Origin of the sequence: Actinomadura geliboluensis, from assembly GCF_043197915.1 — a bacterium.
GTDB lineage: Bacteria > Actinomycetota > Actinomycetes > Streptosporangiales > Streptosporangiaceae > Spirillospora > Spirillospora geliboluensis.
Window position 1 is genome coordinate 79067 of sequence record NZ_JBICUA010000010.1, and the last position, 13982, is coordinate 93048.

The 13982-nt window shown below is 72.3% G+C and carries 14 protein-coding genes; 3 read left to right on the forward strand and 11 right to left on the reverse strand.

Features of this window, described 5'->3' with window-relative positions; all coding sequences use genetic code 11:
* Nucleotides 1-7: 7 nt before the first annotated feature.
* The 3 genes from ACGFI1_RS29725 to ACGFI1_RS29735 are packed head-to-tail and all read right to left on the reverse strand — an operon-like array spanning nucleotide 8 to nucleotide 3182.
* Nucleotides 8-1267 carry an ABC transporter permease gene (locus ACGFI1_RS29725; RefSeq protein ID WP_392789965.1) on the reverse strand — a complete coding sequence of 420 codons (1260 nt, stop codon included), beginning with the start codon at nucleotides 1265-1267 and terminating at the stop codon, nucleotides 8-10.
* On the reverse strand, nucleotides 1264-2016 hold the full coding sequence (locus tag ACGFI1_RS29730; protein ID WP_392789968.1) for an ABC transporter ATP-binding protein: 753 nt from the start codon (nucleotides 2014-2016) through the stop codon (nucleotides 1264-1266). Before ACGFI1_RS29730 ends, ACGFI1_RS29725 begins: the two co-directional genes overlap by 4 nt.
* Nucleotides 2013-3182 (reverse strand): efflux RND transporter periplasmic adaptor subunit, encoded by a 1170-nt coding sequence (locus ACGFI1_RS29735; protein ID WP_392789970.1) that lies wholly within the window; start codon nucleotides 3180-3182, stop codon nucleotides 2013-2015. The genes ACGFI1_RS29730 and ACGFI1_RS29735 overlap by 4 nt, the downstream gene beginning before the upstream one ends.
* A gap of 262 nt (nucleotides 3183-3444) precedes the next feature.
* Here ACGFI1_RS29735 and ACGFI1_RS29740 point away from each other — a divergent pair, with 262 nt between their 5' ends.
* On the forward strand, nucleotides 3445-4524 hold the full coding sequence (locus ACGFI1_RS29740; protein WP_392789973.1) for a ferredoxin reductase: 1080 nt from the start codon (nucleotides 3445-3447) through the stop codon (nucleotides 4522-4524).
* 18 nt (nucleotides 4525-4542) lie between these two features.
* Complete coding sequence (locus ACGFI1_RS29745) at nucleotides 4543-5616, forward strand: fatty acid desaturase family protein (protein WP_392789976.1); 1074 nt, start codon at nucleotides 4543-4545, stop codon at nucleotides 5614-5616.
* A gap of 42 nt (nucleotides 5617-5658) precedes the next feature.
* Here the strand turns inward: ACGFI1_RS29745 and ACGFI1_RS29750 are convergent, their stop codons facing one another.
* Together ACGFI1_RS29750 and ACGFI1_RS29755 are read right to left on the reverse strand one after the other, a co-directional pair.
* Nucleotides 5659-6480, reverse strand: a complete 822-nt coding sequence (locus ACGFI1_RS29750) for a GNAT family N-acetyltransferase (protein ID WP_392789979.1) — start codon at nucleotides 6478-6480, stop codon at nucleotides 5659-5661.
* Nucleotides 6481-6539: 59 nt separating this feature from the next.
* On the reverse strand, nucleotides 6540-7205 hold the full coding sequence (locus ACGFI1_RS29755; RefSeq protein WP_392789982.1) for a S1 family peptidase: 666 nt from the start codon (nucleotides 7203-7205) through the stop codon (nucleotides 6540-6542).
* A 222-nt stretch (nucleotides 7206-7427) separates the two neighbouring features.
* On the opposite strand from ACGFI1_RS29755, the gene nhaA reads away from it, so the two are divergent.
* Nucleotides 7428-9317, forward strand: a complete 1890-nt coding sequence (gene nhaA, locus ACGFI1_RS29760) for a Na+/H+ antiporter NhaA (RefSeq protein ID WP_392789984.1) — start codon at nucleotides 7428-7430, stop codon at nucleotides 9315-9317.
* On the opposite strand, the gene ACGFI1_RS29765 is transcribed toward nhaA, so the two are convergent.
* The 6 genes from ACGFI1_RS29765 to ACGFI1_RS29790 form a co-directional block, all read right to left on the reverse strand.
* Nucleotides 9306-10136 carry a PSP1 domain-containing protein gene (locus tag ACGFI1_RS29765; protein WP_386870872.1) on the reverse strand — a complete coding sequence of 277 codons (831 nt, stop codon included), beginning with the start codon at nucleotides 10134-10136 and terminating at the stop codon, nucleotides 9306-9308. The genes nhaA and ACGFI1_RS29765 overlap by 12 nt on opposite strands.
* 119 nt (nucleotides 10137-10255) lie before the next feature.
* On the reverse strand, nucleotides 10256-11251 hold the full coding sequence (locus tag ACGFI1_RS29770; protein WP_392789987.1) for a hypothetical protein: 996 nt from the start codon (nucleotides 11249-11251) through the stop codon (nucleotides 10256-10258).
* Between the two features lie 237 nt (nucleotides 11252-11488).
* Nucleotides 11489-12331 (reverse strand): fructosamine kinase family protein, encoded by an 843-nt coding sequence (locus ACGFI1_RS29775; protein ID WP_392789989.1) that lies wholly within the window; start codon nucleotides 12329-12331, stop codon nucleotides 11489-11491.
* Nucleotides 12332-12811 carry a low molecular weight protein-tyrosine-phosphatase gene (locus ACGFI1_RS29780; RefSeq protein ID WP_138636558.1) on the reverse strand — a complete coding sequence of 160 codons (480 nt, stop codon included), beginning with the start codon at nucleotides 12809-12811 and terminating at the stop codon, nucleotides 12332-12334.
* A 19-nt stretch (nucleotides 12812-12830) separates the two neighbouring features.
* A complete protein-coding gene (locus ACGFI1_RS29785; protein WP_387074807.1) occupies nucleotides 12831-13412 on the reverse strand; it encodes a permease-like cell division protein FtsX in 582 nt (193 codons plus the stop codon).
* Nucleotides 13409-13981 carry a SigE family RNA polymerase sigma factor gene (locus ACGFI1_RS29790; protein WP_387074810.1) on the reverse strand — a complete coding sequence of 191 codons (573 nt, stop codon included), beginning with the start codon at nucleotides 13979-13981 and terminating at the stop codon, nucleotides 13409-13411. The genes ACGFI1_RS29785 and ACGFI1_RS29790 overlap by 4 nt, the downstream gene beginning before the upstream one ends.
* Nucleotide 13982: the final 1 nt, after the last annotated feature.

The following is a 13982-nucleotide window of genomic DNA, read 5'->3' on the forward strand; positions in this document are numbered from 1 at the left end:
TCGGTCGTCAGTCATGGCGGAGCGCCTCGATGGGACGGAGCCGGGCGGCGCGGGAGGCGGGGTAGCCGCCGAAGAACAGGCCGATCGCGACGGAGACGCCCAGGGCGAGGACGATCGACGACGGCACCAGGACGGGTTCGACGCCCGCGATCGTGAAGCGGCTGCCGACAACGCCGGTCAGGACGCCGAGGAGGCCGCCGAGCAGGCTGAGGACGGTGGCCTCCGCGACGAACTGGCCGAGGATGGCGCCGCGCGGCGCGCCGATGGCCTTGCGGATGCCGATCTCGCGGGTCCGCTCGGTGACGGTGACCAGCATGATGTTGGTGATGCCGATGCCGCCGACGAGCAGGCTGATCGCGGCGACGGCGCCGAGCAGGACGGTGAACGTGCGGCTCGACTCGCTGACCGCCGACTGGACGCTGGCCTGGCTCGACACGGTGAAGTCCGTGGTGCCGTGCCGCTGGTCCAGCAGGATCGTGATCTCGGCCTGGGCGGCGTCGACGGCGTCGCTGCCGGTCGCCTGGACGATGATCTGGTCGAGGCCGCCGTAACCGGTGAGGGTCTCCTGGACGGCGGGCAGCGGCGCGACGGCGATGCTGTCCGGGTCGGAGAAGGAGGACGAGGACGAGCCCGTCGCCTTCAGGACGCCGGCGACAGTGAACCGGATCCCGCCGACGTCGATCTTCTTGCCGAGCGGGTCCACCCGTCCGAACAGGTCGGACGCGACCGTGCTGCCGAGCACGACGGTCTTGCGCGCGGCGGTCACGTCCCCGTCGGTGAACAGGGCGCCGGACGCGACGGTCTTGTTCGCGGCGCCGAAGTAGGTCGGTGTGGTGCCGACGAACTGGCCGATGGTCACGCTCGTCCCCTCGTAGCCGGCGGTGACCGACTGGCTGGTCACGACCGGGGACGCGCTCTTCACCGACGTCGCCTTGGCGAGGGCCTGCGCGTCGGCCGTGGTGAGGTCGTGGGCCTGGGTGCGCGGGCCGGTGTCGGTGCTCTGGCCGGGACCGCCGCCAAAACCGCCGAAACCGCCGGGGCCGCCGAAACCGCCGCCGCGGCCGGTCGTGGACGGGCTGACGGTCAGCGAGTCGGCGCCGAGCCGCTGGATGCTCTTCTTGATCTGCTCGGACGAGCCGTTCCCGACCGCGACGAGCAGGATCACCGCGGCGACGCCGATCAGGATGCCCAGCGTGGTGAGGGAGCTGCGCAGCTTGTTGGCCGACAGCCCGCGCACGGCGAACCGCAGGATGTCGAGGACGCTCAACGCGCGCCTCCCGCAGGCGTCGTCCAGGCGGCGCCGGGCGGCGGGCCGGTGACGGGGGCGCGGCGCGCGTCCTCGACGATCCGGCCGTCCACGAGGCGGACGACGCGTTTGGCGTGCGCGGCGACGTCGTCCTCGTGGGTGATCACGATGATGGTGCGGCCGGCGAGGGCGAGCCGGTCGAAGACGCCGAGGACGTCGGCGGTGGAGGCGCTGTCGAGCGCGCCGGTCGGCTCGTCGGCGAGGAGCAGCGCGGGCGCGGTGACGAGGGCGCGGGCGACGGCGACGCGTTGCTGCTGTCCGCCGGACAGCGCGTTCGGCTCGTGCCGGGTCCGGTCGGCGAGCCCGACCTCGCGGAGCGCGGCGAGGGCGCGCCGCCGCCGGTCGGGTCCCTTGACGCCGCCGTAGGCGAGCGGGAGTTCGACGTTGGCCTGCGCGGTCATCCGCGGGATGAGGTTGAAGGACTGGAAGACGAACCCGATGCGGCGGTTGCGCAGGATGGCGAGGCTCCGCTCGCCCAGCCCGGCGACGTCCCGGCCGTCGAGGAGGTAGCGGCCGCCGCTCGGCGTGTCCAGGCAGCCGATGATGTTCATCAGCGTGGACTTGCCGGAGCCGGACGCGCCCATGACCGCCACGTAGTCGCCGCGTTCCACGGTCAGCGAGACGCCTTGCAGCGCGTGGACGGCCGTTTCGCCCGTCCCGTACACCTTCGTCACGTCGCGGAGGTCGAGCACGGGGGCCGCGGGCGTCATCGGCGGCCTCCCCCGCCGGGACCGCCCCCGCCGCCCATTCCGGGCCCGCCGGCTGGGAACCCCTGGCGTCCGGTGGTGCCGGACGTCCCGGAGCCGCTCGTGGAGGACGTGACGACGACCTGGTCGCCCTCCTCCAGACCGGATTTGATCTCGGTGCCCTGGTCGCCCTTGACGCCGATCTCGACCGTGAGGGTGCTCTGCACGCCGTCGCGGACGACGGTCACCATGCTCTGCCCGCCGGCCGTCCTGACCGCCGCGCTCGGGACGTAGAGGACGTCCTCCGCCTTGGCCACGGTGATCTCGACGGTCGCGGTCTGGCCGAGCCGGACCCCGGACGGGACGTCCCCCAGCGAGATCGTGGCGGGGAATTTCACCACGTTGTCGGTGGTCGTCGGCGACACCCCGATCGCGGTGATCTTGCCGGTGGCGGTCGTGCCGGTCAGCGCGTCGAACGAGATCGTCGCGGCCTGGCCGACCTTCAGCTTGGTCGTGTCCGCCTCGGTGAAATTGCCCTCGATCTGCAGGTGCTTGGTGTCGGCGATCTCGATGAAGCCCGCCCCGGAGGAGGACGACGACGAAGACGAGGACGTGGACGAACCCCCCGGCGAAGATCCCCCGCCGGAGCTCGCCCCAGTGCCCGAGGTGGAGCCAGAGCCGCTGGAGCTGCCGCCGACCGTCCCGTTGACGGCGGTGACCGTCCCGGCGAACGGGGCCTTCAAGACAGTGCCCTGATAGGCGCGCAGAGCGGAGTTGTAGGCGTTCTTCGCCTGGACGTAGCCGGCGTAGCCCTTCTCCGACGACGTGTCGCCCTGGGCGGCGACGGCCAGGTTCGCCTTGGCGGCGTTGACGTTCTCCAGCGCCTCGGTCTGGTCGAGGCGGGCGAGGACCTCGCCTCCCGAGACCTTCTCGCCCGCCTTGACGTAGATCTTGGCGACCGTGCCGGACGCGCCGAACGACAGGGCGCGGCTCCGGGCGCTCGCCACCGAGCCGGACGCCGACACCGACGACTCCACGGTCCCCCGCGCCACGCGCGAGACCCGGGTGGACGCGGCGGCGCCGTCACCCCCGTCGCCGAGCGTGAGGTATGCGGCGCCGGCGCCCGCGACGAGCAGCACGCCGAGCGCGCCGTTGACGAGCAGCGTCCGGCGCTGAAACGGCCGATTCATGGAGGTGATGCTCTTGGCCGCGCATGTGGCTCTCGTGAGCCGTGAGTGAGAAACGGATGAGAGAGGCGCCGGGGGTCCGCGGCGTTGGCGGGCGGCGACAACCTCCGCCGCCGTCTTTGTCATCTGTCTTTACACCAACGAATGGAACATCCTGCGATGGTGTGATGCCTGTCGCTTTGGCGCTGGACGCCTTGAAAGGTCGCGCCTCCCTACGCGACCGTAGGTTACGCAAACGTAAGTTACCGGTCGGCAGGGAGGCAAGGTGATCAGTGCGGCGCGGTCACGCCCGGACACCAAGGCAGGCACCCGCAGACGGCGACGGGTCGCGGAGGCGGCCCGGGTCCTCACGACCCCGCTCCTGCCCGAGGACTACCTCGGCCTGGTCAACCCGCTGTGGTCGGCCACCGACCTGCGCGGACGCGTCGACGCCGTCCGCCACGAGGCACCGTCCGCCGCGACGCTCGTGATCAGGCCCGGCCGGGCGTGGCGGGGGCACCGGCCGGGCCAGTGGGTCAGGATCGGCGCGGACATCGGCGGCGTCCGGCACTGGCGGACGTTCTCGCTGTCGTCCCCGCCCCGGCCGGACGGGCGGATCACCGTCACCGTCAAGGCCGCCCGCGACGGGTTCGTCTCCGCGCACCTCGTCAACGAGATCCGGCCCGGCGCGCTCGTCCACCTGGCACCGGCGGACGGCGAGTTCGTGCTGCCCTCGCCGCTCCCCCGCAAGCTGCTCTTCATCACGGCCGGCAGCGGGATCACCCCGGTCATGGCGATGCTCCGCGCCCACGCCGGAGACGGCGCCGACATCGTCGTCCTGCACTCCGATAGGACGGCCGGAGACGTCATCTTCGGCGCCGAACTCCGCGCGATGACCGGCATGACCCTGCACGAGCGGCACACGTCCGCCGAGGGCAGGCTCAAGCCGTCCGAGCTACCGGACGTCTGCCCCGACTGGGCGGAACGCGACACCTGGGCCTGCGGGCCCGGCGCGATGCTGGACGATCTCGCCGCGCACTGGGACGCCGCCGGGATCGCCGACCGGCTCCGCGTCGAACGCTTCCGGACCGTCCTGCACGGCGGCGGTGAGGGCGGACGCGTCACGTTCACCAGGAGCGGCGTCGAGGCGGACGCCGACGGGAGCACGCCGCTCCTGGTCGCCGGCGAGGATGCGGGCGCGCTGCTGCCGAGCGGCTGCCGGATGGGCATCTGCCACGGCTGCGTCGGCGCGCTGCGCTCCGGCAAGGTCCGGGACCTGCGCACCGGCCGGGTGCACGGCGAGGAGGGCGAGATCGTCCAGACCTGCGTCTCGGCCGCCGCCGGCCCCGTGGAAATCGACCTCTGAGGCTCTGGGGGACCCACCATGACCGACCATCTGACGACCGCGGACTACGACACGATCGCCGCCGAACTGGACGCCCTCCGCGAGGAGGTCATGGCGGCGCTGGGCGAGCGCGACGCGTCCTACATCCACCGGGTGATCCGCTGGCAGCGCGGCCTGGAGATCACCGGGCGGGCGCTGCTGCTGGCGTCCTCGCTGCCGCCCGCCTGGGTCGCCGGGACCGCGACGCTCGCCGTCGCGAAGATCCTGGAGAACATGGAGATCGGGCACAACGTCATGCACGGCCAGTGGGACTGGATGCGCGACCCGAAGATCCACTCGACGACCTGGGAGTGGGACAACGTCTCGCCCGCCGAGCAGTGGAAGCACTCGCACAACTTCGTCCACCACACGTTCACGAACGTCCTCGGCAAGGACAACGACGTCGGCTACGGCATCCTGCGCGTCGCGCCCGAGCAGCGGTGGAGCCCGGCGCACCTCCCGCAGCCCCTCTACAACCTGCTGCTCGCGATGTTCTTCGAGTACGGGGTGGCGGTGCACGACCTGGAGATCGACAAGATCCGGGCGGGGACGGCCGACCCGGCGGCCACCCGGGAGAAGCTGCGCCAGATCGGCCGCAAGATCGCCCGCCAGTGGGGCAAGGACTACCTGGCGTTCCCGCTGCTCAGTGGCCCGCAGTTCCTGTCCACGCTGGCCGCGAACTTCACCGCCAACGTCGCCCGCAACGTCTGGGCGCACATGATCATCTTCTGCGGGCACTTCCCCGGCGACGTCGACGTCTTCGAGGAGGAGCGCCTCGACGGCGAGACGAGGGGCGAGTGGTACGTCCGGCAGCTGTGCGGCTCGGCCAACATCACCGGCGGGCCGCTGTTCCACCTGATGACCGGGAACCTCAGCCACCAGATCGAGCACCACCTGTTCCCCGACATGCCGAGCAACCGCTACGCCGAGGTCGCCCCGCGCATCCGCGCCCTGTGCGACAAGTACGACCTGCCGTACCACACGGGCTCGCTGTCGAAGCAGGTCACGAGCACCTGGAAGAAAATCTTCCGCTACGCCCTCCCCGGCGGGCGGCCCGCCCCGGCCAAGGTCTGAACACGGCCAGGTCCGAACAAGGCCGGGGACGGAGTCCGGGCGTCAGCCCAGGGCTTGGGCGACCGGCAGGTGGAGGCGGGACGGGTCGTTCGCGATCGGGGCGCCGTACTCCATGACCGTGGTGGTGAACGCGGGGCGGAGGCCGTGGTCCTCCGCCCACGCGATCAGTTCCGGGTGCCGGTGGTCGATGTCGAGCCGTATCGGGCCCTTGGGAGCGACCTCCTCCACCAGCGCGAGCGCTGTTTCGGCGTCCTGCGCGATGACGGGGCCGATGACGGCCTGGTCGTCGTTCCACCACGCGCCGCCGTAGCCGACTACACCGGTCTCGTCCCGGACGACCCGTAGCGTCTCGCAGAACTCCGGCAGGCCCTCGACCAACTGCGACCGGTCGGCACCGAACACCTCAGTGTCGAGCTGGTGCACACCGGGCAGGTCGTCCGCCTCCAGTGGGACGGACACGCCCTGCCCGGACGTCCCTCCCCACTCGCCCTTGTACGTCGTGCACACGCCCACAGAACGGAACCCAAGACGCTCATATAGAGGACGCCCGTACTCCGTGGCAGTCAGGCACAGGCTCGCCGTGCCCGAGTTGTCCATCGCGTGGCGCATCAGCCGCCCGCCCAGGCCGCGCCGCTCGAAACGCTTGGCGACCAGCACCATGCTGATGGCCGCGACGTCCTTGCCGTAGGGAGTCGACACCACCGTCCCGGCGAGCCCTCCCTCGCCGTCGTCGATCCCGTAGACGTCCCCCACCGAGAACAGGAACCGCCACTTGCGGTCCTCCGGCCCCCACTCGCGATCGGCCGCGAGCCGCTGGCAGGCCCCGAGCTCATCGATCCCTAGCAACCGCACAGTCCCGTCCATGGGCGGACGCTAGATCGGCCCGAGCGGCCCCCACAACCGATTTACCGGCGTCATGGGCTTCAGTACACGGAGACGCCGTAGGCGGAGAGGATCGGGCTGATCGGCTGGAAGAAGGACGTGCCGCCGCTGGCGCAGTCGCCGATGCCGCCGATGCCCAGGCCGACCGCGGTGGTGCCCGAGAAGTACGGCGCGCCCGGGGTGTCGCCCGGTTCGGTGCAGAGCGTCGTCCTGGCCAGGCCGGTGATCGTCCCCTCGGGGAAGCGGACGGTGACGTTGATCGCCGTCACGCTGCCGCACCGGACGCCGGTGGTGGGGCCGCTGCGGCACACACGCTGGCCGACGACCGGGCTGCCCGCGGACGTGATGTCCTGGGAGCCGGGGTAGAGGCGCACGCTGCCCGGCCGCTCCACCTGCGGCTCGACGTACCGGACGAGCGCGACGGCGACATTGCTGACCGCGACGACGGTCCCGAGTTCCGTGGTCAGCGCCGGGTCGGCGTACAGGATCAGCCCGACCTGCGCGCAGCCGCCCGCCGTGAGGAAGTAGTAGGTGCCGTTCTGGCGGACGTTGAAGCCGAGCGTGCAGCGGACGCCGTTGGCCCCGTAGACCGCCTGCCCGCCTTCCCCGCTCGGCGCGGCGGCGGGCGCGGCGTGGGCGGCGGGTGCGGCGGGTGCGAGGACGCCCAGAACGGCGGCGACCACGGCCAGCGTGAAGATGCGGCGCATCACGTACCTCCTGTGGGAGCCCAGGATGGCGACTCCCCGGAATAGTGCGTAGGACCGGCCGCCACGGCAAGGGGACGAAGGTGCCAAGGTTCGCGGGGGCCGTATATCAGAATCACGATCACCCCAGGTGGGAGGGCGGTCTTGGAATGACCGCGACCCTGCGGGGGTTCTCCAGACCGTTCCATGGGACGGACGGGAACCGGGGCGGGTGAGACTTCCAGGATGACCGAAAGTCGGGACGAGTCCGGGCCGTTCGCCGGGCGGACCGCCTGGGCGCGCAGCCTGCGCACCCCGCTGCGGCAGTTCCTGCGCACCGAGACCGGCGGCGCGACGGTGCTGCTGGCCGCGACGCTCGCCGCGCTCATCTGGGCGAACGCGGACGCAGGCTCGTACGAGCGGTTGTGGGGCACGGAGGCGTCCGTCACGTTCGGCGGCACCGGCATCTCGCAGGACCTGCGCGACTGGGTCAACGGCGGCCTGATGACGGTGTTCTTCTTCGTCGTCGGGCTGGAGGCGCGCCGCGAGTTCGACGTCGGCGAGCTGCGCGACCGGCGGCGGCTCGCGCTGCCGCTGGCCGCCGGGCTCGGCGGCATGATGGCGCCGATCGCGATCTACCTGGCGTTCAACGCGGGGCAGCCGACCGCGCACGGCTGGGGCATCGCGATGTCGACCGACACGGCGTTCGCGCTCGGCGTGCTGGCGCTGGTCGGGCGGCGCTTCCCGGCCCGGCTGCGCGCCTACCTGCTGACGGCGACCGTGGTGGACGACGTCGTCGCGCTCGCGGTCATCGGGATCTACTACAGCGAGGACGTGCACACCCCGGCGCTGCTGGCGGCGCTCGGCGTGTTCGCGGTCATCGTCGCGATCCGCGCCGCCGGCGTCCGGCAGTTCGGCGTGTACGTGCTGCTGGGCGTGGGCGCGTGGGCGGCGCTGGAGTCGTCCGGGGTGGAGCCGGTGGTCATCGGGCTGGCCATGGGCCTGCTGACGTACGCGCATCCGGCCGCGCGCAGCGACCTGGAGCGCGCGTCGGAGGTCTTCCGGCTGTTCCGGGAGCAGCCGACGCCGGAGTACGCGCGGTCGGCGCAGACGAACGTGGCGGCGGCGATCTCGCCGAACGACCGCCTGCAACTGCTGATCCACCCGTGGACGAGCTACGTGATCGTCCCGCTGTTCGCGCTGGCCAACGCGGGGATCTCCATCAGCGGCGACTTCCTCGGCCGCGCGTTCACGTCCCCGGTCACGCTGGGCGTCCTGGTCGGCTACGTCGCGGGGAAGCCGGTCGGCATCCTCGGCTTCTCCTGGCTGGTGACGCGGCTCAGCCGGGGCCGGCTGCGGCCGCCGGTCGGCTGGGCGGCGGTCGGCGGCGGCGGCACCGTCGCCGGCGTCGGGTTCACCGTGGCGCTGCTGATCGCGGCGCTCACCTTCACCGGGCCGCGGCTGGAGGAGGCGAAGATCGGCATCCTGTCGGCGGCGCTGGTCGCCACGGTCCTCACCTGGGCCGTCGTCCGCGCGACATGGCTGCTGCCGCCGGTCTGGCGGCTGCGGGCCCTGCTCGGCACGGCGGAGACGATCATCGACCTGGCCGCGCCCGTCGACTCCGAGCGCGACCACATCCGGGGCCCGGCCCGCGCCCCGGTCACCGTGGTCGAGTACGGCGACTTCGAATGCCCGTACTGCGGGCAGGCCGAGGACGTCATCCGGGAGCTGCTCGCCGACTACGGGGACGTCCGGTACGTGTGGCGGCACCTGCCGCTCACCGACGTCCACCCGCAGGCGCAGCTCGCGGCGCAGGCGGCGGAGGCGGCGGCCGAGCAGGACGCGTTCTGGGAGATGCACGACCTTCTCCTGGACCGCCAGGACGCGCTGCAGCCGAAGGACCTCGTCCGCTACGCCGCCGAACTGGGCCTCGACGTCGACCGGTTCCGCGCCGACCTGCGCGCGAACGTGGGCACCGACCGCATCGCCGAGGACGTCGACTCCGCCGACCTGAGCGGCGTCTCCGGCACCCCGACGTTCTTCGTCAACGGCCGCCGCCACACCGGCGCCTACGACATCACGGCCCTCTCCGCGGCCGTCAAGACGGCCCGCAAGGCCATCGCCCTACGCTCCTGACTCCTCGTCGGCGTTGTACATGGCGTCGTGCTGCTGGCGCGGCGAGCACACCGACGCGGACGGGCAGGAGCACCGCCGCGAGCCCACCTTCACCGTCACGCGGTCGCCGGGCACGTTGTACCCGATGACCTGCCCCTCGCCCTCGGGAGTACTGACGCGCGACCCCAGCCGCGGCGCCTTCTCCTTGAACTCCATGTAGAGCGGGTGCTCGTACTTGAGGCAGCACATGAGGCGGCCGCAGGCGCCGGCTATGCGGAGCGGGTTGACGGGGAGGTCCTGCTCCTTCGCCATGCGGACGGAGACGGGTTCGAAGTCCTTGAGGAAGGTGGCGCAGCACAGGTCGCGGCCGCAGGGGCCGATGCCGCCCTGGAGGCGGGCCTCGTCGCGGGGGCCGACCTGGCGGAGCTCGACGCGGGCCTTGATGCCGCGGGCCAGGTCGCGGACGAGGGCCCGGAAGTCGACGCGGTGCGGCGCGGTGAAGTAGATCTTGAAGACGTTGTCGTGGTCGAGGAAGTCGACGCCGATGACCTTCATCGGCAGCTCGTGCTTGCGGATGAGGCGCTTGGCGATCGAGCGGCCCTCGGCGCGGCGGCGGCGGTTGGTCTCGTCGCGGGCGAGGTGCTCCTCGGTGGCGGGGCCCGCGCACTCGGGCAGGCCGTCGATGTCGTCGGACACCCACTGGGGCGCCCACACGCACTCGGCGACCTCCGGGCCCGAGTCGGTCGGGACGAGCACCTTGTCGCCGACCTTCGGGGTGTGCGGGCCCGGGTCGAGGTAGTACAGGCGGCCGTAACGGGTGAAGCTGACGGCCATCACCATGCCCACGGTTTCGCTCCGTTCGCCCGGTTCCGTTGCTCCACGTTAGCCGTCCGGGCGCGTGCGTCACCAGATGGCGCCGGCTCACCAGATGGCGCCGGCTCAGCAGATGGCGCCGCGGCTCACCAGGTGGCGTCGGCGAGGTCCTTCGCGGGGACGGCGGGGCTGCCCAGCACGTACAGGTCGCCGGCGGTGACCATGATCGTCCCGCCGGGGACGGCCGGGTCGATGTCGGTCAGCGGGCCCGCCACCTTCTGCCGCCACAGCACCTTCACCGGCTTGCCCGCCAGGGTGAACGACTGGACGGTCAGCTGCGACTTGGCGACCGTCCCGGCGACGATGGTCTTGCCGTGGACGACGGCGTTGGAGCTGCCCTTGGGCAGCGTCATGACGGCCTTGCTGACCTTCAGGTTGCCGTCGGCGCCCTTGGTGTCGAGCATGCGGAGTTGGCTCTTGGCAGAGCCGACGGGCGTCCAGACAAAGGACAGCCCGGCGCCGGACCAGGAGAGGCTGTCGACGCGCCCAGGCGACTTCGTCGTCCAGGTCTTGCTGGTGCCGCTGCTCAGGGACAGCACCGTCACGCGGCTCCGCTTGCCCGTGTAGGTGACGTAGGCGACGTGGTCGCCGGAGACGGCGATGTCCGACCAGGCGGTGGAGGTGCCGGAGACGGTGGCCTTCGGGATGTCCTTCAGGTCGTGCGGGTGCCCGTCGTCGTTCAGGTGGAGGCGCTGGAAGGTGACGGTGCGGTCGCCGTAGGACGCGACGATGTACGAGCCGTCCTTCGCGGCGGCGACGCGGTGGAAGACGCGGCCCGGCGGCGGGGCCACCGGCAGGCCCACGTTCGCGCCGGTGCGCACGTCGCGGACGAGCAGCGCCGTCCCCTCCGCGGTGACGCCGACGACGAAGCGGGGGTCGTTCCGGTCGGCCTTCGCGGCGGCGGCGGGCTTGGCCTCGCGCTCCTCGTCCGGGGCGTCCTGGCGGTTGTGCACCAGGTCGACACCGCCGCCGATGAACAGCGCCGCGGCCGCGGCCGCGGCGAGCGGAGCCAGGCTCTTCCATGAGCCGAGCCGCATCCCCGAGTCGTCGCGCCTGCCGTCGTCCATGGGTACGCCGTGCACCTGCCTCTCCACGCATGGGTTACCGCGTCGTTTCTATCTCATCTACGGGCCTACAAAAACCCATGAAGCGGGAGTTACCACATCGACGCACAACGAAGGGTGCGCGGCGGCGCCGGAGAGCGCGGCGCTACAGGACGACGGCGCGGGCGCGGCGGACCTCCTCTCACCTCTCCGGAGCAACGTCATCACGAAGCGTAACCAGCATGGCCAACACGGTTACAGAGAGTTCTTTCTTACTCAGCCGAGAGACGCGCGTGCGGCGTCCACGAGCGACGCCCGGTACGAGCCGCCGAACAGCGCCACATGGACGAGCAGCGGATGCAGCTGGTGCAGCGGGACACGGGCGCGCCAGCCGTCCGCCAGTGGCGCCGCCTCGTCATAGGCGGCCAGGACGGTGTCGAGGTGCGGCGTCCCGAAGAGCGCCATCATCGCGAGGTCGGTCTCCCGGTGCCCGCCGTGGGCGGCCGGGTCGATGAGCAGCGCGCGGCCGTCCGTCCACTGGACGTTCCCGGACCACAGGTCGCCGTGGATCCGGCTCGGCGGCTCCGGCGGCCCGGCCAGCTCCTCGATCTCCGCCATCACGCGCTCGATCAGCCGGACGTCGTCGTCCGACAGGTGCCGGGCGCCGAGGCGGAGGAACGGCTCCAGGCGGCGCTCGGCGTACCAGCGCGGCCATCCGTCGCCGTCCGGGGTGTTGTCGAGCGGGAGGTCGGCGATGAAGCCGTCCCAGGGCGCACCGTAGGCGTCCGGGCGATTCCCGGTGTGCAGCGCGGCCAACTCCCGGCCGAGCCGCTCGGCGGCGTCACGGGACGGCGACGCCGACGGCAGCCACGGCAGGACGAGCATGCGGTCGTCCGCCGCGAGCACCTCCGGGACGGGCGTCCCCGGCCCCGCCTCGCCCAGCCACCGGAGCCCCGCCGCCTCCGCCGCGAACACCCCGGCCCGGTCGGCGGCGGCCTTCACGAACACCTCGCGGCCGTCGGCGAGGGATGCCCGGTGCAGCGTCCAGGAGTGGCTGGAGCCGAGGCCGCGCACGTCCGCGACCCCCGTGCCGAGGAGGCGCTCCAGCCGGGCGCGCACTCAGCGCTCCTTGAGCGCGGCGCGGATCTCCTCCAGGAGGCCGGGCATCGCCGCCTCGACCTGCTCCATGACCAGGTCGAAGTCGGCGGGCCTCCCGTAGTACGGGTCGGGGACGTCCAGGTCGCCGGCCGCATCCGGGTCGAACTCGCGCAGCAGCCTGGTCTTGCCGCGCGCCTCCTCGTCCGGCGCCATCGAGCGCAGCGCCCGCAGGTGCCCCTCGTCGAGGGCCAGGATCAGGTCGTACCGGCCGAACCAGGACGGCTCGAACTGCCGCGCGACGTGCGCCGACCGGTAGCCGGCCCGTTCCAGCGTGGCGACCGTCCGCTCGTCGGCCCCGTCGCCCACATGCCAGCTGCCGGTGCCGGAGCTGTCGACCTCGACGTCCAGGCCCTCCTGCTCGACGTGGTGGCGCAGGACCCACTCGGCCATCGGGGAGCGGCAGATGTTACCCGTGCAGACGAACGTGACGCGGTACGGCATGACCCCATCATGCCCGAGGTCAGCGCCCTTCAACGATGACGGTGTCCACCCCGGGGGAGCCCAGCACGGACCTCTGCACGAAGTTCGCCTCCGCGCGGGTGCCCACGACGACCCTGAAGGAATCGGGGACGTCGCCGACCTCCACCGACCGGCGGAACAGCTCGGAGTCCGGGAAGCGCCGCTTGAGGCGCTCGTACGCCTGCCCGTCGCTCTCGTACTCCACGCCGCTCACCCCGGGCAGCGCCTCCAGCCCCTGCCGGAGCGCCTGCTTCTGCGGCTCGGTCGCCTTCTCGTGGAGGCAGGACGGATTGGGCGACGCCTTCGTGCAGAGGAACACCGTGACCAAGGTCGTCGGCGCGGTGGACGGCGAGGCCGACATCGAGGTCAGCGGGCGCACCGTTCCGCCGGACGAGAGCGCACCGCCGACCACCGCGCCTCCCGCGACCACCGCCGCGCACGCGGCGACGGCGACCACCGCCGGCGCGATGCGCCGCGCTCTCCGGCGCCCCGCGGCGAGCCGCGGCTCCGGCATGTCCTCCGGGCCGATCGTGTCGCCGACGGTCTTCAACGCGTCCCTCAGACGCTCTTCGGTCGCGTTCACCGCTCGCTCCCCAGGATCCGGCCCAGCGCGGCGACCGCCCGGGACGTGGTCGACTTGACGGTTCCGGTGCCGACCCCCATGGCGGCGGCGATCTCCTCCACGGAGAGGTCGCAGAAATAGCGCAGCACCAGCGCCTCCCGCTGCCGGGCGGGGAGCCGGTGCAGGGCCTCCATGACCTCGCGCCGGTCCTCCCCGACCATCGCCTCCGCCTCGGCGGACCACACGGGCGCCTCATGGACCGCCCGGAACGGCCGCCTGCGCCGCCGCAGCGCCGTCCGCGACCCGTTGAGGACGGCGGAGCGCACGTACGTGAGCGCGCGCTCGCGGTCGCGCAGCCGCGGCCACCGCCGGTACAGGCCCGCGAACGCGTCCTGGACGACGTCCTCCGCGGTCCCCCGGTCCCCGACCATCAGCAGGGCGAGCCGCGTCAGTCCGAGCGCGTGCCCTCGGTACAGGTCGGTGACCGCCGCTGTGGCGTCGCCTGGTGACGCGTCGCCCCGTGCCGCGTTGTCCGGTGGAGTCTCGTCCGCCGGGAGCTCCCTTTCGGCGAGCGCCTTCTCAGCTGTCATG